The sequence below is a fragment of the Protofrankia sp. Cas3 genome, from assembly GCF_963555955.1.
Classification (GTDB): domain Bacteria; phylum Actinomycetota; class Actinomycetes; order Frankiales; family Frankiaceae; genus Protofrankia.
In genome coordinates, this window is the sequence record NZ_CAUVXP010000006.1 from 41,193 (window position 1) to 64,795 (window position 23,603).

A 23,603-nucleotide genomic window follows, 5' to 3' on the forward strand; every position below is an offset into this window, starting at 1 on the left:
CATGGTGATGCCGGAAGACCCGCGGCAGGCGCCATGACCAGCGGCGCCTCGAGATCGGCCGACGATCCGCACACCAACGGTGATCGTTCGGGTGGGTCACACAACAGTCTTGGCCGGCTGTCCCTGGCTTTCGGCCTGCTCGGCGTCGCGACCTGCTGGATCGGAATCGGCGGTCTGGCCGGAATCGCCGCTGTGATCCTCGGCGTTCTCGGTCGTTCCCGCGCACGGCGGATGCACGGTGTAGGCGGCGGCATTGCAACAGCCGGATTGGCCTTGGGCGTGCTGTCCGCCCTCATCGCACTGCTGCTTGTCGGCGGCAGCTGGACCTTCTACGAACAACACGGCGACGACCTGCGCCGTTATCAGGACTGTCGGAAGGACCCGAACCAGGACCCGGCCGTCTGCCGGCAACGCTTCAACGACGTGATCGGAGGTTCGTCCGGCTCCAGCCGGTGAGAGACCCGGCCACGAACAGCAGCCTCTGTGCAGGTCGCAAGCACCGCCGCCAGGCCCACCTCGGCCGTTGCGGCGAGACCGACCTGGATTCCCGGCGGGCCGAACGAAGCCAGCTCGCCCGTACCGAGCGACCCGCCGGAGGCCGCCGCGAGCCCCGCCATGGCGATCCCACACAGCACCGATGCCAGGCTGACCCGCGCCAGGCATACCGGTAGCGGGCGCGCTCCGCCGTCCCGTCGCACCATCCGGGCGGCAATGCAGCCGGCGGTGACGGGTGCCAGCACGAACGCGAGCCAGACCGGGATGGACGCCCCGGTCGTCGGCAGGCCGGCGAACATGGGCAGTTCTGGAACGGCGCTGAGGTGAACTCCGAAGGGCCGGACGAACCCGTGCACGCCCGTGGCGAAGCCGGGTCCCAACGCGTAGGCGGCCGCCCACACGACGACATTGGGCAGCAGGGCTACGTGGATGAGGAGCACGCCGGTACCTCCGACCTGGCCAGGAGCCAGACGCTGCGCACTGCCAGCAATCTTCAGGATGTTCACGGCGAGGACGCCGACGGTGATCATCGCACCCGCCGCGATGATCACACCGACGGCGGCGCCGGCCGCGCTGAGCGTCGTGCGCACTACCGCGGGAACCCTCGCTGTCACGCCTGGGCGCCACTGGTCACAGGTGGCGACAAGGGCACCTGCCCACGCACCGGTCAGACTCATCGCAAGGGCGCCCAGGAGCGCCGACGGTATCGACGGATGCGCGGCGGAGTCATCCGCGGCGAGGGCGGTCAAGAGGGCAAAGATCGCGTAAAACGCGACCACCATGGCCACGGGCCGGCCGACCGACGACCGACGCGGTGTCGCCAGCCGGGCACCGCGGCCTCTGGTGGCGGCCAGGACATCGCGCCACCGGGGTACCTCCCCGGATGGCGACCGGCCTCGGACAAGTCTGTGCCCAGCTAGCGCGGTCAGCGCGATCGGCAGCAGAGCAAGGCCGAACGGCACCAGAAAAAGATCACCGTCGGGCGTCGCAAGCCGTGTGCCATGGGCCATCAGCCACACGTCGGCTGCCACCCGCAACGCCGCGCCGCTCCCTGCCCGCGTCCGCTGGTCCGATACCCAGAACAGGACGACCACGATCTCGGTCAGGGCGAGGCCAGCGATCGGCGGCGTGGCCGCCGTCACAAGATCGCCACGAGCCGCTCGGACCGCCGTAAGGACCCGGCTGGCGCCGGTCCGGAGCATGCCGGTCCGGAGCAGTGCCGTCCGCGGAGAGGTGACACGACGGGACGCGGCACGCAGACGGACACCCGGCGACCGGGATTGGCCGCGCGGGAACGAACTGGCCATCTTTCGACGCTCGCACGCAAACGACGCAGTCCGCCGCCCAACACGCCGTAACAACGTCCGCGAATCTGAAACAGTCTCTGCAACCGGCGCTTGGCGACCGGCGCTACTGGTCCCGCTGTCCGTAGGGCGGCTGTCCGAAATCGCCCTGCGGCGGCTGACCATATGGCGATTCGCCCTGCGGCGGCTGGCCGTACGGCGACTGCGCATAACCACCCTGCGGAGGCTGGCCGTACGGGCTCTGTTGCCCGTACCCACTGTGCGGCGGTTGCCCATAGGCACCAGGCTCGCCATACCCACCGGGTATCGGACGACCCGAGGCGTCGTACCGAGCGCCGGGGCCGGGGGGAAACTGAGGGCGACCGCGAGAGCCCTGCCCTGGCAGGGTGTACCCGCTCGCGAGAACGCTGAGAACCGCGCAGACCGTGATCGCCATGGACGCTATGAGCCCGAGCCACAACCCCGCGGCACGGTTGAGGTTCTCAATACCGAGCAGCATCTTGAGCATGATCATGATCGTGCCGAGCCCCGCGAGCCCTGCGATGATCAGAACCCAGTCGGCACCCACGGCCGGCAGCTGAACGCGGGTGAAGGTCCGCACCACTACCAGACCGGTCACGAGCAGCCCGAGCTCCACGCCACCGTAGGCGAAGAACCCCACTCCCCACGCGTTCTCCCCGAACCTGCCGACCGAGAACCAGTCGAATAACGAGGCGACGAACAGGACGGCACCGGCGATGAGAACGCCAAGATCGTTATTAGGTACGTCACGACCGGCGAGACGTGGCACGGAATGACCCCACTTCATGCGATCAACGGTGACCTGATGGACCTATCCCCACCACGTTAGCCGTTGCACCCCAGAACGCTACTCTTAGAGCGCGAACGACGTAACCGGGTGGGCCCGCCGCCGACGCGACAGACCACACCCGGTTACGGGGTTTCAGAACGAACGCATGACGTCAGCCATCAGACGGGCAGTCTCCGAAGGAGTCTTGCCCACCCGCACGCCCGCCTTCTCCAGAGCTTCCTTCTTGGCCTGAGCCGTACCGGACGATCCGGACACAATAGCCCCTGCGTGCCCCATCGTCTTGCCCTCCGGCGCGGTGAAACCCGCGACGTACCCGACGACCGGTTTGGTGATATGGGCCTCGATATACGCGGCGGCGCGTTCCTCGGCGTCACCACCGATCTCACCGATCATCACGATCGCGTCGGTGTCGTCGTCGGCCTGGAACGCGTCGAGTGCGTCGATGTGGGTGGTGCCGATGACGGGGTCACCACCGATACCGACGGCGGTGGAGAAGCCGAAGTCCCGCAGCTCGTACATCATCTGGTAGGTCAACGTACCGCTCTTGCTGACCAGACCGATGCGACCAGGCGGGGTGATGTCCGCCGGGATGATGCCGGCGTTCGACTTGCCCGGACTGATGATGCCCGGACAGTTCGGACCGATGATCCGGGTCGTGTTGCCCTTGGACTGCGCGTACGCCCAGAAGTCGGTGGTGTCATGCACCGGAACGCCTTCGGTGATGACCACGACGAGCGGGATGCCCGCGTCGATCGCCTCGATCACGGCGGCCTTGGTCCCCGCCGGCGGGACGTAGACCACGGAGACGTCCGCACCGGTCTTCTCGATCGTCTCGGCCACGGTCGCGAAAACCGGGACACCCTCGACCTCGGTGCCCGCCTTCTTGGGGTTGGTACCACCGACGATCAACGACCCCGCCCGCAGCATCCGGGCGGTGTGCTTGCGTCCTTCGGAGCCGGTGATGCCCTGAACCAGGATCTTGGACGTCTCGTCCAGCCAGATTGCCATTGTCGGAAGCCTCTTCCCGTCCGCTCAGGCCGCAGCCGCGGCGAGCTGGGCGGCGAGCTTCGCCGCACCGTCCATGGTGTCCACCGGCCTGACCACGTCGAGGTTCGCCTCGGTGAGGATGCGCCGGCCCTCGTCCGCGTTGTTGCCGTCCAGCCTCACGACCAGCGGCGTGGTGACGTCGCCGACGATCTCGAGGGCCTGCACGATACCGTTCGCGACCGCGTCGCAGGCGGTGATCCCACCGAAGATGTTCACGAAAACGCTCTTGACCGCGGGGTCGGAGAGAATGATCGACAAACCGTCCGCCATCACCTGCGCGGACGCGCCGCCGCCGATGTCGAGGAAGTTGGCGGGCCGCTGGCCACCGAACTCCTCACCGGCGTAGGTCACGACGTCCAGGGTGGACATGACCAGGCCGGCACCGTTACCGATGATCCCGACCTGGCCGGACAGCTTGACGTAGTTGAGGTTCTTCTCCTTGGCCCGCTGCTCAAGGGGGTCCACCGCCGCGACATCGACGAAGTCGGCGTGGTCCGGGTGCCGGAAGGACGCGTTCTCGTCCAGACTGACCTTGCCGTCCAGGGCCAACACGCGGCCGTCGGCGGTCAGGATCAGCGGGTTGACCTCCACCAGCGTGGCGTCGGACCGGACGAAGACGTCCCACAGCTTCACCAGGAGTTCGGTGGCGCCGTCGAGAGCTGCCTGCGGCAGCTTCGCCGCGACCGCGATCTGGCGGGCGACGGTCGCATCTACCCCGGTCAGCGGATCGATCGGGATGCGGGCAAGCGCGTCAGGCTTGGTCGCGGCAACTTCCTCGATCTCCATCCCACCCTCGCGGGAGCACATGGCGAGGAAGGTCCGATTCGCCCGGTCGAGCAGGAAGGAGGCGTAGTACTCCTCGGCGATGTCGCTCGCCTGCTCCACCAGTACCGAGTGGACAGTATGACCCTTGATGTCCATCCCGAGGATGGCGGCGGCCTTGGTGGTGGCGTCTGCCGGCCCGTCAGCGACCTTCACTCCGCCGGCCTTACCCCGGCCGCCGGCCTTGACCTGCGCTTTGACGACGACCCGCCCACCAAGATCGGTGGCGATGGCGCGTGCCTCGTCGGGGGTGGTGGCGACCTTGCCGGATGGCACGGGGACGCCGTGATCGGCGAACAACTTCTTCGCCTGATATTCGAAGAGATCCACAGTCCGTCCAGTCGGATACGAGATCGGTGGTCAGGATCGAACGTTGAAGGTTCACAGAGACGAGAACCGTCCCAAGCCTACTGACGTGTCCGTCGCGGCAGCCGCGCTGGCTGCCGCGACGGACAGTCACGTATGTCCGGGACAGCACCATCATCACCCGCACCGGCCGTCGGGCGCCGCACTTTGTGGCAGCCGACACCGCGATCACACCGAACGCGCGTCCCCGATCGGGACGATCGCAAATTTTGCCCCGGACCATCCCGGTAACGGACGTGGCGCCGCCGCTGCCCCCACCCGCGGATGCCCCCACCCGCGGATGCCCCCACCCGCGGATGCACCGACCGGACACGGGCCCGGTGCCACCGGTCCCAAAGCCACCGGTCCCGATACTACGGCGAAGGCGCTGCCACCTCCGTCCAGTCAGATCACACTGAAGATCACAGCTGGGAGCGCACGGCGGGCGCGTGCCCCGCCATCCCGACCGGGGCCGGGTTTCATCCGGCCGGCACACACGGCCGGCTCGCAGAAAGGTGGCCAGAGCCCGGCTGCAATCCGGATCGGTCAGAGTGCGTGAACCGCTGCCACTCGCGAACGGATCCAGTCGACGATTTGACCCGTCGTCGCCCCCGGCGTGAATATCTCGGCGACCCCGAGCGCCTTCAGCTCGGGAATGTCCGCATCCGGGATGATTCCGCCACCGGTCACCACGATGTCGGTGGCGCCACGTTCCCGCAGCAGCTCCATCAGCCGCGCAAACAGGGTCATATGTGCGCCTGAGAGCACCGAGAGCCCAATGCAGTCGGCGTCCTCCTGAATGGCGGTCTCCACGATCTGTTCGGGCGTCTGATGCAAGCCGGTGTAGATGACCTCCATACCCGCATCCCGCAACGCACGCGCGATCACCTTGGCACCACGATCATGGCCGTCGAGACCCGGCTTGGCAACCACTACCCGGATCCGCTCACCGTTTCCGCTCACGCCGCCTCCTTGCGATCCGTGACATCGACTTCCGTGACAGGGTGCTTAGAGCGACGCCCGGCCGGCTCGCCGGCTGGATCGCCGTATGCACCCATCAACATCCGGGAGACAGACCCTAGCGGCGCACGCCCGGACAAGCACGCTGTTGCCGGTCTGACCGCCACGGCCCGCACCAGGAGCCCGACCCGCACCGCGAGCACGGCCTACGAGCAGCACGGCCTGCGAGGTCAACCCGGTGATCGGGGCCGGCACGGTTATCGGGGCCGGCCCGGTCATCCGGTCACGTCTGGCGGAGAAACAGTCGACAGCCATCACGTCCGTTTGTACTCTCGGTCACAGTGGACGTCCTAGTGATCCACAATGCGTCCGGCGGCACGAGGGGTCACGAGGAGTGTGGTCAGCAGATCTTTTCGCGATCCGCCAACCACCAATGATCACACTGTTCCGGTTGGCCGGTTCTTCCGACGGCTATCCACGCACGGACGGGAGACGGGTAATCGGAAAACGTCAACTGGGCCGGACCGACATCGCGGTAGCCAGGATCGCCAGATCCTTCGGCACAACCACGGCTCGCCACGGCTCGAAAGTGACGCGTGGGCTGCTCGACGTGCCCGCCACGGTTCGCGGGATGGTCGTGGAAGCCACCTGGCTGGCAACCCATGTCGCCTTCTATCCGGTCGGGGTCCTCTCGGAAAAACTGCGTGAACCCGCCGACCGCTACACCCTCGAAGGGCTCTCACCGCTGCGACGCGGCCTTCTCGTCGGCGACATCGAGGCTGCGAGCACGCCGATCCTGCTGGTACACGGCCTGATCGACAACAGGTCCATCTTCACCCGGCTGCACCGATCGCTGCGCCGACGCGGCTTCGGACACGTCGCAACGGTGAACCTGCCTCTGTTCACCTCGGACATACCGACAGCGGCCAGCCGGCTTGCCACGATAGTCGAAACAATGTGCGAACAGACCGGGTGTGGGCGCATACACATCGTCGCCCACTCACTCGGCGGCCTCGTTGCACGCTACTACGTCCAGAAACTGGGCGGCGACATACACGTCCACACGCTCGTGACGCTGGGAACTCCGCACGAAGGCACCCGTCTTGCTCGGGTGGTCCCCCCGATGGTGCCGTACACCCTGCTGCGTCAGCTACGCCCCGATTCGGATGTGATCCGGGAACTGGCCGAACCAGCTCCGGGTTGCCAAACGCGTTTCCTGGCGTTTTCCGGCGATCTGGACACGGTGATCCGCCCAACCGAGTCAGCCCTTCTTCACCATCCGGACCTCAGCGTCCGCAATGTTCGCCTTCCCGGCGTCGGCCATCATTCGCTCCCGTTCAACCTCGACGTCGTCCATCAGATTGCGACCATGCTGGCCCATCTCGACGATGCCGCGGAACATCCCGCCGCCGGCCAGGACGGCCAAAAAAGGAATCTTCCTGAGGCGGCGGCACGGACCGAAGCGCTGTAAAAGCGCCCGGCAACCAGGGCGTGGATCAGGGATCGGGGCCGGAACCCATCCGACATGATCAAATTGCGACGCCCACGACTGCGATGAAAAAGACCCACATTACACCTACCACTGCAACGCCTGCCTGGTCGGGGGTGGCGGCAAAGTCCGGTTTGGCCGGTGTAGCGTCGTAATCGGTTTGCGGGATCCCCCCTTCTGCCGCGTGGTGCCGCGGCAGGAGCCTTGTCGACCAACAGGAGCGTGAGTCCGGGTTGTCGCAACCCCCTGCCCACGGCTCCGCACGGCACCGCGGCCACGGCACGCCTGCAAGGCGTGGGATCCCGTTGGGCCTCGGCCGGCGGGCGGCGTCACTGGCGCAGCTACGCCGCACCGGCGTTGCCTCGGCCGTCGTGTCCACCCTGGGCATCGCCATGGTCAACACAACCGGCATCGCGCACTCCGAACCGCCAGCCGTCGCCCAGCTCGGGATCGCCGGGACGGTTTCTGCGGGGTCGGCCGCCGGCCCGACCGGGACCGACGACCTAAGCGACCCGGCCCTCGTAGGCCAGGTTGACAGCGACGGCGCAGCCATGCAACGCCGGGCGGAGACGGACCGAGTCGACCGCGACGAGGCGCTGGCCCAGTTGTCCATCCTGCTCGTGCAACGGCGAAATGCCGCCGAGCAGACCACGCGCAAGCAGGACGAGACGCTGGGTTGGGTGCGCCCTATCGAGGCCTACCTCACCCAGCGGTTCGGCGGCGCCAACGGCCACCCAGGAATTGATCTCGGCGCCGCCCTTGGCACCCGGATTGTCGCCGCCCATGGTGGCACGGTCATCTATGCGGGATGGGAGTCCGGCTACGGCAACTTCGTACAGATCCTGCACGAGAACAAGATCGTAACCTGCTACGGCCACCTGTCACGCATCGACGTTCGGGTCGGCCAGGTCGTCACCACCGGCCAGCAGATCGGCCTGGAAGGTTCAACCGGCCACTCCACCGGCCCACACCTGCACTTCGAGGTCCGGCTCAATGGACAGGACGGCATCAAGATCGATCCGCTGGCCTGGCTCGCCGAACACGGCGTGACCTATTGAGCGACAGATTCCAGCGACGCCCATGATGGCCACCGCCGACCCTCAGAGCTTTTCAACAGGGGCGTAGCGCAGGAGCAGCCGCTTGGTCCCCGTTCCGTCTCCGAAGTCGATGCTTGCCTCGAGATTGTCACCGGACCCCGCCATCGCGACGACCTGACCCATGCCAAACGTGTCGTGGTTGACCCGGTCACCCGTGGCAAGATCGGGCATCGGGCGTGGAACCGGCGCCGGACGGCGTCCGGGCAGGCCACCGGCCTTCGCCGTCGACGACCCGGCGGATGCCGAGCCCCACACCGACGCCCGCGGCGCGGCCACCGTCGACGGCGGCCGGGTGCTGCCCTGCCAGTTGACCAGCTCCGTCGGCACCTCGTCGAGAAAACGCGACGGCGGGTTGTACGCCGGCTGGCCCCAGGCGCTGCGAACGTGCGCCCGCGTCAGATACAGCATCGCCCGGGCTCGGGTGATGCCGACATAGGCGAGGCGACGTTCCTCCTCCAGCTCGGTCGGGTTGCCCAGCGTGCGGATGTGCGGGAACATCCCGTCCTCCAACCCGGTCAGGAACACCACCGGGAACTCCAGTCCCTTGGCGCTGTGCAGGGTCATCAACGTGACGGCCCCGGTTCCGCCTTCCGCCGGATCGGGTATCTGGTCGACATCGGCCACCAGGGAGACCTGCGCAAGAAAGTCGGCGAGCGAACCCTGCGGGAAGCGTTCGGTGAACTCCCGGGCCACGCTGAGGAGTTCCTGGAGGTTCTCCACCCGGCCCTCAGCCTCGATGGTGTCCTGAGTAGTCAGTTCGGCGAGGTACCCGGTTCGTTCCAGGGCCGCCTCCAGCACCGCGACCGGACCGGCAGCCACGACCGCCCGAAGTTCGGAAAGAAGATCCACGAAACCACCGACCGCGGTTGCGGAGCGGGTGGTCAGGCCTGGGACCTCCGCCGCCCGGCTCAGGGCGTCGGCGAACGGAATCCGCTGCTGTTCGGCAAAGGTGGCCAGCGTTGTCTCGGCGCGGTCACCGATGCCCCGCTTGGGTACGTTGATGATGCGTCGCAGGTTCACCGTGTCCGCCGGATTGGCCACCACCCGCAGATAGGCGAGGAGATCCCGGACCTCCCGCCGTTCGTAGAAACGCACCCCACCGACCACCCGGTAGGGCAGCCCGACCCGCATGAACAGTTCTTCAAAGACACGGCTCTGGGCGTTGGTGCGGTAGAAGACGGCGACGTCACCCGGCCTGGCTGTTGCCGCGTCGGTGAGCCGATCAACCTCGGCGGCTACGAACGCGGCCTCGTCATGCTCACTGTCCGAGACGTAACCGACGATCTTCTCGCCGTCGCCGGCGTCCGACCACAGCCGTTTGGGCTTCCGCTGCCCGTTACGGGCGATCACCGCGTTGGCCGCCGACAGGATCGTCTGTGTGGAGCGGTAATTCTGCTCCAGCAGGACCACGGTCGCCTCGGGGTAGTCCTGCTCGAACTCGACGATGTTGCGGATGTTCGCGCCCCGGAAAGCGTAGATCGACTGATCGGCGTCACCCACCACGCACAACTCGGCCGGCTCCACACCATGATCGTCGGCGTCCGGACGGACCAGCTCGCCGTCCACGGTCCGGGGGGACGCACGCCCGACCAGCTCCCGCACGAGCACGTACTGAGCATGGTTGGTGTCCTGGTACTCGTCTATGAGGACGTGCCGGAACCGGCGCCGGTAGTGCTCGGCGACGTCCGGGAAAGCCTGCAGCAGGTTCACGACGGTCATGATCAGATCGTCGAAGTCGAACGCGTTCGCCTCGGCAAGCCGGCGCTGGTAGCTGCCGTAGGCCTCGGCAGTGGCCCGCTCAAGATGATTGGCCGCCCTGTCCCGGGCGGTCTCCCAGTCGACCAGCTCGTTCTTGAGATTGCTGATCCCGGCGGCGAGCGCGCGGGGCGGATACCTCTTGGGATCGAGGTCCAGGTCGCGGGCGACCAACGCCATCAACCGCTGCGCATCCGCCGCATCATAGATCGAGAAGCTGCTGGTGAACCCGAGACGCGTTGCTTCCGACCGCAGAATGCGCACGCAGGCCGAATGAAAGGTACTGACCCACATCGCCCGCGTCCGAGCGCCGACCAGGGCGGTGACCCGCTCCTTCATCTCGTTCGCGGCCTTGTTGGTGAACGTGATCGCAAGAATCTCACCGGCGCGGACCCCGCGTGCGGCCAGCAGGTAGGCGATCCGGTTCGTGAGCACCCGCGTCTTGCCCGACCCCGCGCCCGCCACCACGAGCAACGGCGAACCGGCATGGACGACCGCGGCCCGCTGCTGCGGGTTCAGGCCCTCCAGCAGAAGATCGGGATCGAGGTGCGCGGCCGGGCGACCCCCCGGCCCACCCGGGTCAAAGCCGGCATCGGCGCCGGCATCCGAACCAGCATCGGAACCAGCAGCGGAACCAGCATGGTCGAAGTCGGCGTACGGACCACCGAATAGGGTACTCATAGTGAATCGATCATACGTTCGACGTCCGACAGTTCTGGCAACGATGCACACTCGACACCCTACGAGGCGCCGGCCGGCCTCACGACAGGGCGTAGTGCGGATCGGCGTCCGGTCCGATCCGACGCCCGGACGATACCGGAATCGATCAACCGCGCGAGCAGGTGGCCGGCCGCCGGGATCAGGACGATCACGGCTGGTCGGTTTGACGACCATCGGCATGCGCGAGCATTCTAGGAAGGTGGCGCAGCATCTTATGATCATTTTTGAGGCGTGCGAGCCCGTCTGACGAATCCAGCACTTCGGGTCCGCGCGCCTTGCCCTCCTGCCGTTCCGGCGGGGGGCTTTTTTGTTGCCGCGGCCACTGCGGAAGGTGGCCGCCGAGCCATCGGGAGAGCAGCGATGAGCCGACCAGCCGTCACCCAGGCCCCGACCACCACCGACGATGCCGATACCGACGCCCCGTCAAGACCCGGCCCGCCCGTAGCCGACCAGCACGCCGGCTGGTCGGCCGTCGACCGGGCCCGCGTCGATCCCGCCGACATCGATGTCGACCGGGCCGCGGCGGTCCTGGCCGGGGTCGCCCGACGCACCCGGGTAGTGCGCGGTACGCACCTGTCCCGGCTGACCGGCATGCCGGTCTGGTTCAAGTGCGAGAACGAACAGCGCACCGCCTCGTTCAAGGTGCGTGGCGCCTTCACCCGGATCGCCCTTGCCGACCCTGACGTGCGCGCCCGTGGCGTGGTCGCGGCCAGCGCTGGGAACCACGCCCAGGGCGTGGCCTACGCGGCGGCCCGCTTCGATGTCCCCGCGACAATCTTCGTTCCGGCGGAGGCGAATACGACCAAGATTGCGCGAACCCGGCGATTCGGCGCTCACGTCGAGCTCGTTTCCGGTGGCGTCGACGCCGCTCTGCTTGCCGCGGAGGCGGCTGCGCACGACCTCGGTGGCCTGCTCGTACACCCCTTCGACGACCCGTTGGTAATCGCCGGTCAGGGCACGATCGGGCTCGAGCTGATCGAGCAGCTACCCGGGCTGCGTACGGTTCTGGTCAGCGTCGGCGGCGGCGGGCTGATCGCGGGCATCGCCACGGCACTGCGCCGGCGCCGGGCCGATGTGCGGGTGATCGGTGTCCAGGCGGCGGGCGCTCCGGCATTCGCCCGCTCCTGGCGCTGCGGGCAGCGGCTGCGGGTACCGGCGACGACAGTCGCGGACGGCATGGCTGTGAAGAGTCCGGGCACGCTGACCCTGGCTCTCGCCTCGAATCTGGTGGATGACATGGTCACGGTGGACGAGGAGGCGTTCTGGGAGGCGATGGTGCTGCTTGCCCGTGCCGATGGCCAACTGGTCGAGCCCGCCGGCGCCGCCGGGGTTGCGGCGCTGCTACGTCATCCGGGCCTCGCGCAGGGCCCGACCGCGGTGGTCCTCTCCGGTGGAAACATCGACCAGGTGACCGCCACCCGCGTGCGGACTCTGGCAGCCGAGTCCCTGCAGACGCCCGCAGCCTGAACGAGCTGAACCGGCCGCACCGGCTGAACCCGGACACACCGCGCTCGGAGCGCTACTCCCACTCGATGGTGCCGGGAGGCTTCGAGGTGATGTCGTACACCACCCGGTTCACCTGGGCGACCTCGTTGACCACCCGGTTGGAGATGCGTTCGAGCAGTTCGTAGGGCAACCGAGCCCAGTCGGCGGTCATCGCGTCCTCGCTGGTGACCGCACGCAGGACCACCGGGTGCCCGTAGGTGCGCTCGTCCCCCTGCACCCCCACCGAACGGACATCAGCCAGCAGCACCGCGAACACCTGCCAGATCTCACGGTCCAGCCCGGCACGATGGATCTCCGCGCGCACGATCGCATCCGCGGCCCGCAGCGCCTCCAAGCGCTCCAGGGTGACCTCACCGATGATCCGGACAGCAAGGCCCGGCCCGGGGAAGGGCTGTCGCCAGACGATTTCTTCGGGCAGCCCGAGCTCCTCGCCGAGCCGACGGACCTCATCCTTGAACAGCATGCGCAACGGCTCCACGAGGTTGAAGCGCAGATCGTCGGGAAGCCCACCCACATTGTGGTGCGACTTGATCTTCGCTGCGGTCGGTGAGCCGGACTCGATGACATCCGGGTACAAGGTCCCCTGTACGAGAAACTCGATCTGAGCTCCCTCGATCTCGGCCCGCGCCTCAAGCTCGCGGGCCGCGCCCTCGAAGACCCGGATGAACTCCCGACCAATGATCTTGCGCTTGCGTTCGGGGTCGGTGACACCGGCAAGCGCGGCGGCAAACCGGTCGGCTGCCTTCACATGGACCAGCTCGACCCCGGTCGAGGCGACGAAGTCGGTCTCCACCTGTTCAGCCTCGCCCGCCCGCAACAACCCGTGATCGACGAACACGCAGGTCAACTGATCGCCTACCGCCCGGTGCACGACGGCCGCCGCCACCGCCGAATCCACCCCGCCGGACAGTCCGCAGATCACCCGGGCAGCACCGACCTGGGCGCGCACCGCCGCCACCGCCTCGTCCGCGATGTTGAGCATGGTCCAGTTCGGTCGGCACCCGGCACCGGCGAACAGGAAGTGCCGCAGGATGTCCAGGCCCCAGTCGGTATGCACGACCTCCGGGTGAAACTGGACGCCGAACAGCCGCCGCTCGGTGTTCTCGAAAGCCGCGACCGGGGTCGACCGGGTGGCCGCGGTCACCACGAAACCCGGCGGCGCAGCCGTCACCGAGTCACCGTGGGACATCCACACCTGCTGGGCGGCCGGCAGATCCGCGAACAGGACGCCCGGTGCCGCGACCGCGAGCCGGGTCGCGCCGTACTCCGCCGTACCCGTGCGCGCGACGGTCCCAGCCAACGCATGCGCCATCACCTGATGGCCGTAGCAGATGCCCAGCACGGGGATGCCGGCACGAAACAGGGCCGGATCAACCTCCAGGGCACCCGGAGAGTACACCGACTTCGGCCCGCCCGACAGAATGACCGCGGCGGGACGCCGGGCAACGATCTCTTCGACCGGAAGGTCCCACCGCACGATCTCCGAATACACGTGGCACTCGCGGACCCGCCTGGCGATGAGCTGAGCATACTGGGCACCGAAGTCCACGACCAGAACCCGGTCGTGGACGGAATGGGATCCCGAATCGGTACCGGTCGAACGTCCGGCGGGCTGCGGGGCTGCGGTGTTCACGGCGCCAGCCTACGAAGCCGGCAGACCGAAAGCCGGGCGATCATGGCTCTTTTCCCACGGCCGGCGGCACGGGACACCGCCCAGGGCAGCCGCAGGTGTCACAGGCGTGCCACGGACTGTGACACGACTGTGGTACCGCGACGACGGGGAACCATCGTCCGAGTAGCCTGAGCGATCGTCACGATCCCGGCATTCATCAGTGCCATCAAGCCGTGTCCGCCCGGCCACCCATAGGTTCGGCGAGAAGGGCGTCGGCCGCATCGAGTCGGAACTGGACAACAGTTCCCCGGTCTCCGGCGGCGCCGAAAGAACCATGATCGGATCTTCTTTGGGCGGCTAACCTAGGGTAGGCGTCTTTCGGGCCGCCTGTCCGTACCGCTAAGGTGCCAGTCGAGGGACATCCGGACCCGATACCGAGCCATCCTGGTACGACGTGTTCCGGGAGGCTGGCGGAGAGGTTGCGAAGGTACGTGCGCAGACAACCGATAGCCAGCAAGGGCGTCGACGCGCCCACGGCATCCCAGGTGACGCCGGAGGAACCCGCCGACGGTGGCGGGCATCGCGTCGACGCGGCCGCCATTGCGCTGCCGGGACCCGGCGGCCTACGGCGGATAGCGGCGAACCTTGCCACTCCGTCGAACTGGCGGGTCCGGACCAAACTGATCGCGATTCTCGCCGTCCCAATGATCGCCATCCTGGTCAACGCCTCCCTGGGTGCCAATACCGTCCTTAGCAGCACGCGGGAGATCAACCGGGTCCGGGACATGATCCAGATCGCTCGCGGCGCCACCACCCTCGTGTTCGAGTTGGAGCGGGAACGTACCTACACGGTCGGATATGTCGCGAGCTCGGGACAACAGCGTTCCCTCGATGCGGTCAAAGCGGCACAGACACGGGTCGACCAGGCGGCCAGAGACTACGATGACGCCACCAGGGGACGCCAGAACGCCTTCAGCGACCAGACCCGGGCGGCAATCGCATCAGCAGCCAACCGGCTTTCCCGACGAGAGAATGTGCGCGCGACAGCGCTGACCATCGTCTCGCCAAACTCCGTCGAGGTGGCCTATACGGCCATGATCAACAGTCTTGTCAACCTGGTCGCACTCATTCCACAGGGTCAGGACGACGGGGCGCTGCTCGCGGACGTGGTAGCCACCGACGCGATTGTGCGCTCCGGAGAGCTCCTGGCTGCCCAACAGGCGCTGATCTACGGCGTTCTACAGAAACAGCAGTTCGACAGCAGCGACTATCGCACGTTCGTCGGGTTCGGCACCGAGCGAGAGAGCCAGATTTCTCGCTTCGAGGGCACGGCCACCCGCCCGCAAAGCGAGCTGTACCGCACAACCGTCGCCGGTCAGGACGTGTCCCAGGCCAGCGATGACGCGCAGACCGTCCTTACGGGACGAATCGGGCAAACCCCCGATATGGACGCCCAAAAATGGCTGCGGTCAACCCAGCAGACGATGGACCTCAACCGCAAAGTCACCACCTCGCTCCTCAACGACACCGACAACCGAGGCCAAACACTTCGTTCGACTATTCAGCGCAAGGCGCTGGTGTCCGGCCTGCTCATCGTTCTCATCTTGGCCACCGCACTCCTCGCGGCAATGGTCGTGGCCCGCTCCCTGGTGCGTCCGCTGCTCGGATTGCGTGCGGCTGCCCTCGACATCGCGGGACACCGCCTACCCGAGGCCGTCCGCCGCCTGCGCGACTCCACCGAACAGGACATCGACCCCGACATCCAGCCGGTCGGTATCGACACCGAGGAGGAAATCGGTGAAGTCGCCCGTGCGTTCGACGAGGTACACCGGGAAGCCATTCGTCTCGCCTCCGAACAGGCGGTTCTGCGGAACAACGTCAACGCGATGTTCGTCAACCTGTCCCGACGAAGCCAGGGCCTGGTCGAACGGCAGCTGCGGCTGATCGACGATCTGGAGAACCGGGAGCAGGACCCCGACCAGTTGTCCAACCTGTTCAAGCTCGACCACCTCGCCACCCGTATGCGCCGGAACAACGAAAGCCTGCTGGTCCTCGCCGGCACCGACACCGCCCGCCGATGGACCCACCCCGTCCCGCTCAACGAGGTCGTCCTCGCCGCCATCTCCGAGGTCGAGCAGTACACGAGGGTGAAGCAGTCGGCTGCGGCTCCAGTCTCGATCGCCGGACACGCGGTGAGCGACGTCGTGCACCTCATCGCCGAGCTGCTGGAAAACGCGACCTCGTTCTCGCCACCGGCAACAGAGGTGCTGGTCACCAGCCACTCGCTCGGCCCCGGCGCGGGAGCAATGATCGAAATCGAGGACCGCGGCATCGGCATGCCGGCCAAGGATCTCGAACGCATCAACGACCGCTTGGCCAATCCACCGGTCGTCGACGTGTCCGTATCCCGGACGATGGGTCTGTTCGCGGTAGGTCGGCTGGCCACCCGACATGGCATTCGGGTCCAGCTACGGGAATCGACGTCCGGCGGCATAACCGCCGTGGTACGGCTACCAGCCAAGGTTGTCGCCGGTGACGCGTCGTCAACCGCCCCTGCGCGGCCCACAGCCAGCGTCGGCGGCGGCCGTACATCGGCTGGCAACCGACCGGCACTCGACAGCGGCTTTCCCGCCGCCATAGCCAACGGCAACGCAATGGCGGCCGGTAACTCCAGCACCAACGGCAGCTCCACAGCCAACAGCAGCTCCATGACGAACGGGGCCACGCCGTCCAACGGTGGCGCATTCTCCAACGGTGGTTCGCACTTCAACGGGCACGCCCCCCTGAACGGCAGCGGCCCCCTGAACGGCAGCGGCCCGTTGCACGGCAGCGGCCCGTTGCACGGCAGCGGCCCCTTGCACGGCAGCGGCCCGGGACCTGCCGAGGCGCCACCGGGATTCACCTCCGTTCCGCCCTCGGCGACGCCGAACATGAACACAGCCCGCGGCGACCAGAGCTGGGGACGCCGTACCGGGACCGACGGCGCACCGACCGACGGCGCGTTCAGGCCGCAGGGAGGCGACAGGTTCGCCGCCAGGCCCGGCAGCTTCGGGCCTGCGGAACTGGAGCCGGGCGGCCGGTTCGGCGGTACTGGTCCGCACGATGTCACCACCGGAAACCGGCCGGGCGTCGACTCCCCATTCGCGGCCGGACCGGCCAGCAACAACTATGAGATCCCCCGCGGGCCGGGCGCGCCACGATGGCCGAGCCCGTCCGATACCGGACCAACAAGCACCGGCCCCGGCGGTACCGGCCCGATCGGGCTCGAACCGTTCAACGCCGAACCGTTCAACACCGGCCCGATCAACACCGGCCCGATCGGAACCGGCCCGATCGGAACCGGCCCGATCGAGGTCGAGCCGTTCAACACCGGACCGATCGGCATGGGTCCCGACCTCGAGACGTCGGGACTCGGGGCTCGCGCCGTCCCGGACACTGCATGGGCCACCCCGACGACGGGTCCCGAGCCCGTTTTCGACCGGACTGCCTCGGCATCCGATGCATACGGCACCGATCGCTCGCACGGTGCCCTGCCCGTGAACAGCGATCCGTCTGACGATCTCGGCCCAGGCCGGAGTCACGACCCGTTGGACGATCCGTCCAACGTCTGGATGAACGAGTCAGAGGAGCCCGAGCAGGAGCCGGAGCGGGAGGCGGACGACGCCGACACAACTCCGATCTTCGACTCGGTCTCGGCCTGGTTCCAACGACGCTCCCCCGCACCGCCGCTCCCGACCCGGCGTGCCGCGCCGCAGTCCCCGCTGCGCCGGCCAGGGCCGACGATCCACCGTGGTCCCGCGATCCAGCGTGGCGACTCACGCCCGCCGGAGTCATCGGGCCGTCCCGGCGGACGCGGTGCCATGATTGCCGGCGGCGACAGCACCCGTCCCGCTCCGGCGTCGTCCTTCCCACCCCCGGGCCACATTCCGGCACCAGCCAGCGGCCAGGACATACCGGCCCCTGACCTACCGGCGCGCGCGGGTGCCAGTATGGCTGGTCCCCCGGCCTACTCGCCGGGACCGATGTCGAGCCCGGTGGCTGCCGGTGCCGGTGTCAGTACCGGCAATGCCACGACGGCCTCCGCCGGCGCGGACGCAATGTCATGGTCCTCCGCCGGTGACGCCGGTTGGCAGGCTGCCGAGGCGACCCGCCAACCCACTCCCGGCGGGACGACTCGCGCTGGTCTGCCGTTGCGGGTCCCGATGACCAACCTCGTACCGGGCAGCGCCGAACCCGGACCACGACGTCGCCCACCGGAGGCACCCATCCGGTCTCCCGAAGCAGTCGGTGGCCGGCTTGCCAGCTTCTACCAAGGTGTTCGGCAAGGGCGCGACGTCATCAACGACGCCGCCCCCACCCATCGTCGGGACACCCAGGAGGACATGTGACGCCCATGAGCTCAGACGCACAGAACCTCAACTGGTTGATCAACAACTTTGTTGAGAGAGTACCCGGTGTCGCGCATACAGTGGTGGTCTCCGCGGATGGTCTGCTCCTGGCCGTATCGGACGGATTCCCGCGCGACCGTGCGGACCAGTTGGCAGCCGTCGCCTCGGGTCTGGTGAGCCTGACCCAGGGTGCCGCTCGCGTCTTCGAAGCGGGCAACGTGACGCAGACGGTCGTCGAAATGGAGCACGGCTTTCTGTTCATCATGGCTATCAGCGACGGAGCGAGCATGGCGGTCCTTGCGGCGCCATCGTGCGACATCGGACTTGTGGGGTATGAGATGGCACTGCTGGTAACCCGGGCCATGGACGTTCTGACGCCGGCGCTAAGGGCCGAGCTGCAGGGGATCCTTCCGCGGTGAACCGGCGGGAGCACAGGGGGTCAGGGTGAGCATCGATCCCGAGAATGCCCCCGGACCGGTTGTCCGCCCGTATGCGATGACCGGTGGTCGGACGCGCTCACGGTACGAACTTGCCATCGAGGCACTTGTCTTCACGACGACTCTCGGTGAAGATCGGGCACTTGACCTTGCCCTAGAGCAACAGACAATTGCCGCCATGTGCCGGCAGGTGCGATCGATCGCAGAGATCGCCGCCGGCCTGCGGGTTCCCCTCGGCGTCGCAAGGGTGTTGGTAGGCGACATGGCGGACGAAGGTTACGTCCGGGTACACCAGCAACCGGACCGCGACGAGGCGCCAGATCTCGCGCTGCTCGAAAGGGTTCTCAGTGGCCTTCGAAAACTCTGACCGCCGACGGGTCAACTCGTCCGTCGCCACGACATCAGTCAAGATTGTTGTTGCCGGCGGTTTCGGTGCCGGCAAGACGACCTTCGTGGGTTCGGTATCGGAGATTGTGCCCCTGCGCACCGAGGCTGTGATGACCGAAGCCGGGGCGCACGTCGACGACCTGACCCATCTGACCGACAAGACGACCACCACGGTCGCCATGGACTTCGGACGGGTCTCCCTGGATGATGACCTGATCCTGTATCTGTTCGGTACGCCGGGACAGTACCGTTTCTGGTTCATGTGGGACGACATCGTCCGCGGCGCGATCGGCGCCATCGTGCTGGCCGACACGCGGCGGCTCGCCGACTGTTTCGCCGCCGTTGACTACTTCGAACAGCGACAGCTGCCTTTCGTCGTCGGCGTGAACTGCTTCGACGGCATCCTGCGGCATTCCATGGACGATGTCCGGGAAGCCCTGCAGATCAACCAGGCCGTACCGATCATCACCTGCGACGCGCGAAACCGTGACTCGACGAAAAGCGCTCTGATCTCGGTGGTCGAGCACACCATGTCCCGAGCGGTGGCGCGGGCCTGAACCCGGGTTCGCGTCCGGTCGAAGGCGACACGAGGCAATACTGGTCGAGTCGCCTTCGACCCGGGGACGCCACGAGTGGGTGCCGTCAAAAAGGTGCCGACCCTGCGCCGCATGGCCGTGGGAAAGGCTGGCCGGACGGCACGGAGCGGTAATCAGGCAGACGGTCAGTCAAACCGACGGCCGGACGGCGCCCGCCCGGTCAGCTGTACTGCTGCACCCTGTCCGACCCCGACACCATGTCACTGTTCGAGTCTTCACCGACGATGACAAGCTTGTAACCCTTGTCCTGCTCCTGGCGCCACTGACCGCCGACCAGAGGTGTCTTCGAGACATTCTTGGGGATGTTCACCAAGCTGCCGAAGGCAATCGGCCCTACGATCGTGTTCATGTGCAGCTTCCCGATGGCGGCCGCAAGCCCCGCCCGATCACCGAGGGAGCCGGCCTGAACGATCGCCTCGGTGGCGACCTCGTAGAGCCCGTGGACGAAGCCAAGGGTCTGCAGCCACGGTTTGCCGGTCTTCGCGGTGAAGTCGTCCGCGAGTACCTGGGGGGTCGCTCCCGTCAACGAGCTGCGGAAACGGTGAGCGGGCGACCACCAGACCTCGGTGCCGAGGTTGTTCGCATTCGTTCCGAGATCCAGGACTGACGCCGGGAACAGCAGCGCCTTCGCCACCGTAATAATCTTCGGTTTGAAGTCCTGCTTCGCGGCCTCGCGCCAGAACAAGGCAAAGTCCGACGCCGGCATCACGCCGGTGAGGATCTCCACTCCCTTGGTCTTGAACTGGGTCACGATGGCGGAGAAATCCGTTGTACCGGCCGGTATGGGGGGTTGGGCGACCAGCGAGTAACCACGCGCGGAAATAGCTTGCGGAAAGGCTCCCGCGAACGCCCTGCCGTCAGGGTCGTCCGGCCACAGTGCGCCGACCTTCTTACTGGTTCCGACCTGCGCCCACATCCCCAGGTACACCTTGATCACATCCTCCAGGCCCCAGAAGAAGTGATAGGTCCACTTGAACGGCTTTGCCGGGTCACCACCGCGCCCGAAGAACCACGACTGCCACGGAGCCGCCGTGGAGATGCACGGTACCTCGTTCGCTTCGCACTGGTCCGCAACCGGGTTGACGGTGTCCAGCGTCGACCCGACCAGGACGACGTCCACGCCGTCGATGAAAATCAAGTCACTGGCCGCCTGAGCCGCCCTGGTCTCGTCAGACTGGCTGTCCCGGAAAAAGATGTCGACCGGGTAGGTCCGAGTACCGATGGTCAGTCCACGCCGGTAGAAGGTGCGCATCGAATCGGTGACATACCTGTCTGCGACACCGAACGCGGCCAGCGCCCCGGTTTGCGGGCTCACGTAGCCGATGCGGACGGACCTCTGCGCAGTCGATGCGCCGCCGCCGCCGCATGCGGCCAGCGGTAGGGCGGCAGCCGTCATTCCAGCCAGACCCAGCAACTTCCGGCGGTCGAGCGAACCACCGCCCCAACCATCCGGCCGGGCCGCGACCACCCGACGCGGGCGGGTCGTGGCGTAGCCGCCAGAGTCCGAAAGGCTGCCAGGTCGTACCGGGTCAGCGCCGGTCACACGGTCAGATCCGAGCATGGGACCTGATCCTGCCGCACCCGGGTTGAAACCTGGGCACTGGGTCCCGGTCAACCCACCCACGGGAGATCCAAAGGGGTATTTTTGTTCCATACATCGTGCATTGTCACTCGATGGTCCGTTGCACGGCCCGGCCAGGTAGGAGCGCCCCCTTGACAGGCTCTAGTTGATCGCGCACCACCGGTTCGTCCCGTCCTCGAATGTGAGGGCACCCACGTCCTTGCCTGCGTCGCCCTGTCGCACGCGATCGAAGAACAGGGCCTTGACGTCCTTGAGCGGACCGCCGGTGAACTGAACGTCGGCAAAGATCTGGGTGTCGGTACTCAGGCTGTTGCGGGTGATCGTGTAGGTACCCTGCTGGGCGTTCCAGATGTACACCCCTCGCCCCATCGGAACCACAAGCTTGTCGGCGACCGCGGTCAGCGGCTTGAGGTCCGCGCTGTCCGCCTGGTAGCAGCGGTAGGCGCCGTCGATCAGCGCCTGGCCCGCCGCGGCATCCGGATTACTCGTCGTCGGCGTCAGCGACCCCCCAGGCCGCGAGGTGGCCGTCCCCGACGTCGGCGCCGTATCTGTGTGACCATTCCCGCCGATCAGCATGACGTAGGCACCGATCGCGATGAGTGACACCACGACCGCGACGATCAGCGGGCCCACCCAGCCGTGTCGATAGCGCGCGAAGAACCCCGACGGATAGTCGCCGTGATCGTTCTCCTCGTCACCGTCGGCCTCGATATCCGCATCAAGATCATAGTCGACGTCGTCAATCTGATCAGCATCGAAGCCGGTCCGACCGGTCACGCCGGGCCGGTGGTTAAGACGGCTGGCGCCGCGCTTCGTGCCGACCGCCGCCCGACCGCTCGACGCCCGGCGGCCCTCCTTCGCCCCCGTTCGTGCCATGCCTGAGGTCGCGCCGGTCGACGACGCCCGTCCGGGGGATACTCGAGGTGGCGCCGCGCCGCCACGATCCACCTTCTTGCGGACCGTGGTGGATGGTTTCCAACCCCCGTCGTCCTCGTCACTTTCCGGCGCTGGCTCCACCCTTAGGGCCTCGGTCATCGCCGCCTCCGCCGACGGTCGGGACGAAAGCGCGGCCGGCGGCGCAACGTGGGACAGCAGGTCGTCGTCCCATGCGGAAACACCGGGCGAAGGGTGCGGCACGCTGGCGAAGCCCGCCTCGCCCGGAGCCCGCCCGGAAGGACCGTCACGGTCCAGCTCAGGTGTTCCAATCGCGTGGGACGCTGACGAGGGCAGAGCCCGCGACGGAGCGGTCAACGGCGGAGCGCTCGCGGCAGGCGTGGGCGCCGGGCCCAGCGCTGTCCGCGACGGCGTAAGCGGATCAACGCCCGGTGCGGCAGGACTCCAGTGAGCCGGCGGGAGGATCGCGGCACGGCCGCCGGCATCCCGCCGTCCGCCGGCGGCCGGCGAGGGCCCGCCCGGCGGGGCGTAGACGCCCTCGTCCGGGCCGGTACGACGGGGAACCTGCCGGGTGGGCGGATAGCCGGAGTATCCTGCTACCCGGCTTTCGACCCGATTCGCACCGCCGGTGTCGGCGGCCGGACCCACCCCCGCGGGGGCATCGCGGCCATCGGAACCACCGCGTGTGGATCCCGGGTAGCCCGAAGGATGGCGGCTGGCAAGCCCATAACCGTTCGTGCCCTGCGAAGGGCTCTGACTGTTCGACGCGCCATAATCGGTCGAGCCGCTATAGCCGTTCGACGCGCTATGGCCGTTCGAGCCGCCGTAGCCGTTCGACGCGCCGTAGCCGTTCGCCTGATGATCACCGGCGGAACCGTTCACGCCACCAACGGCCCCGCCTGTCGGCGGACCTCCGGAGCCGCCAGCCCCGTACCCACCGGATCCACGCCCCGCAGGAAAGCCGGTGGGGCCCCCGAACCCTCGGGGCGTCTGCGACCCGGTCGTCGGGTCGCCGGCCAGCCGATCGGCGAGCACGCCGGTGGTGCTTTCCGGCGACCGGCGTGCCGGTGGACTGAATGTGCCCTGACCACCGACGGGGAAGGGCGTCGGCCGGCTGTCGGCCGGCAGCCGGTTACGACCGGCATCGGCGACGCCGACACCATCGGAACGGCCGGGCCCGAAGCCGCGGGGGGTTCCAGGCTGACGCTGACCTGTATCGGGCTCCCAGCCAGCGCTCGGACCCGCAGGCGAGGACTGTGGGGAAGGATCGTCGCCGCGCTCGGATCGCCCGTTGTCAACGTTACCCACCGACAGGTCCCAGCGCCCATTCCGGTGCCCGCTGGGCGCGCCTCGCCC

Annotated in this window: 17 protein-coding genes; 8 read left to right on the forward strand and 9 right to left on the reverse strand. The window is 67.5% G+C overall.

The annotated features are described in order from the left end of the window. Positions 1–33: 33 nt before the first annotated feature. Positions 34–456 (forward strand): DUF4190 domain-containing protein, encoded by a 423-nt coding sequence (locus U9983_RS02425; protein ID WP_322752452.1) that lies wholly within the window; start codon positions 34–36, stop codon positions 454–456. Here U9983_RS02425 and U9983_RS02430 read toward each other — a convergent pair. The 5 genes from U9983_RS02430 to U9983_RS02450 all read right to left on the reverse strand — a co-directional run bounded on the left by U9983_RS02430 (position 363) and on the right by U9983_RS02450 (position 5,787). Continuing rightward, entirely contained in the window at positions 363–1,802 is a 1,440-nt protein-coding gene (locus tag U9983_RS02430; protein ID WP_322752453.1) for a DUF6350 family protein, read from the reverse strand. The two genes, U9983_RS02425 and U9983_RS02430, sit on opposite strands and share 94 nt — an antisense overlap. Positions 1,803–1,905: 103 nt before the next feature. Next, positions 1,906–2,607 carry a hypothetical protein gene (locus U9983_RS02435; protein ID WP_322752454.1) on the reverse strand — a complete coding sequence of 234 codons (702 nt, stop codon included), beginning with the start codon at positions 2,605–2,607 and terminating at the stop codon, positions 1,906–1,908. Between the two features lie 135 nt (positions 2,608–2,742). Further along, entirely contained in the window at positions 2,743–3,618 is an 876-nt protein-coding gene (sucD, locus tag U9983_RS02440; RefSeq protein WP_322747213.1) for a succinate--CoA ligase subunit alpha, read from the reverse strand. A 24-nt stretch (positions 3,619–3,642) separates the two neighbouring features. Continuing rightward, positions 3,643–4,809, reverse strand: a complete 1,167-nt coding sequence (sucC, locus tag U9983_RS02445) for an ADP-forming succinate--CoA ligase subunit beta (protein WP_322747212.1) — start codon at positions 4,807–4,809, stop codon at positions 3,643–3,645. A gap of 561 nt (positions 4,810–5,370) precedes the next feature. After that, a complete protein-coding gene (locus U9983_RS02450; protein WP_322747211.1) occupies positions 5,371–5,787 on the reverse strand; it encodes a cobalamin B12-binding domain-containing protein in 417 nt (138 codons plus the stop codon). A 586-nt stretch (positions 5,788–6,373) separates the two neighbouring features. Between U9983_RS02450 and U9983_RS02455 the strand changes: the two genes are divergently transcribed. Then, a complete protein-coding gene (locus tag U9983_RS02455) occupies positions 6,374–7,255 on the forward strand; it encodes an esterase/lipase family protein (RefSeq protein ID WP_322752455.1) in 882 nt (293 codons plus the stop codon). Between the two features lie 323 nt (positions 7,256–7,578). Beyond that, complete coding sequence (locus U9983_RS02460; RefSeq protein WP_322752456.1) at positions 7,579–8,331, forward strand: M23 family metallopeptidase; 753 nt, start codon at positions 7,579–7,581, stop codon at positions 8,329–8,331. A gap of 42 nt (positions 8,332–8,373) precedes the next feature. Here the strand turns inward: U9983_RS02460 and pcrA are convergent, their stop codons facing one another. Further along, the gene (pcrA, locus tag U9983_RS02465; RefSeq protein WP_322752457.1) at positions 8,374–10,806 is read right to left on the reverse strand and encodes a DNA helicase PcrA; all 2,433 of its coding nucleotides are present in this window, start codon (positions 10,804–10,806) and stop codon (positions 8,374–8,376) included. 399 nt (positions 10,807–11,205) lie between these two features. Here pcrA and U9983_RS02470 point away from each other — a divergent pair, with 399 nt between their 5' ends. Continuing rightward, the gene (locus U9983_RS02470) at positions 11,206–12,312 is read left to right on the forward strand and encodes a threonine/serine dehydratase (RefSeq protein ID WP_322752458.1); all 1,107 of its coding nucleotides are present in this window, start codon (positions 11,206–11,208) and stop codon (positions 12,310–12,312) included. Between the two features lie 52 nt (positions 12,313–12,364). Here the strand turns inward: U9983_RS02470 and guaA are convergent, their stop codons facing one another. Beyond that, complete coding sequence (guaA, locus tag U9983_RS02475) at positions 12,365–13,906, reverse strand: glutamine-hydrolyzing GMP synthase (RefSeq protein ID WP_416211252.1); 1,542 nt, start codon at positions 13,904–13,906, stop codon at positions 12,365–12,367. A 548-nt stretch (positions 13,907–14,454) separates the two neighbouring features. Between guaA and U9983_RS02480 the strand changes: the two genes are divergently transcribed. From U9983_RS02480 to U9983_RS02495, 4 genes are read left to right on the forward strand one after another with little or no spacing between them, the layout of a single operon-like run. After that, entirely contained in the window at positions 14,455–18,351 is a 3,897-nt protein-coding gene (locus tag U9983_RS02480) for a nitrate- and nitrite sensing domain-containing protein (protein WP_322752460.1), read from the forward strand. Next, on the forward strand, positions 18,348–18,770 hold the full coding sequence (locus U9983_RS02485) for a roadblock/LC7 domain-containing protein (protein ID WP_255720431.1): 423 nt from the start codon (positions 18,348–18,350) through the stop codon (positions 18,768–18,770). The genes U9983_RS02480 and U9983_RS02485 overlap by 4 nt, the downstream gene beginning before the upstream one ends. Positions 18,771–18,795: 25 nt before the next feature. After that, positions 18,796–19,155: a DUF742 domain-containing protein gene (locus U9983_RS02490; protein ID WP_322747204.1), complete on the forward strand. Its 360-nt coding sequence runs from the start codon at positions 18,796–18,798 to the stop codon at positions 19,153–19,155. Beyond that, positions 19,136–19,732, forward strand: coding sequence for a GTP-binding protein (locus tag U9983_RS02495; RefSeq protein WP_322752461.1), 597 nt, complete (start codon positions 19,136–19,138; stop codon positions 19,730–19,732). Before U9983_RS02490 ends, U9983_RS02495 begins: the two co-directional genes overlap by 20 nt. A gap of 199 nt (positions 19,733–19,931) precedes the next feature. Here U9983_RS02495 and U9983_RS02500 read toward each other — a convergent pair whose 3' ends face one another. Then, entirely contained in the window at positions 19,932–21,332 is a 1,401-nt protein-coding gene (locus tag U9983_RS02500) for an ABC transporter substrate-binding protein (protein WP_322752462.1), read from the reverse strand. A 162-nt stretch (positions 21,333–21,494) separates the two neighbouring features. Beyond that, positions 21,495–23,129, reverse strand: coding sequence for a hypothetical protein (locus U9983_RS02505; protein ID WP_322752463.1), 1,635 nt, complete (start codon positions 23,127–23,129; stop codon positions 21,495–21,497). Positions 23,130–23,603 lie beyond the last annotated feature (474 nt).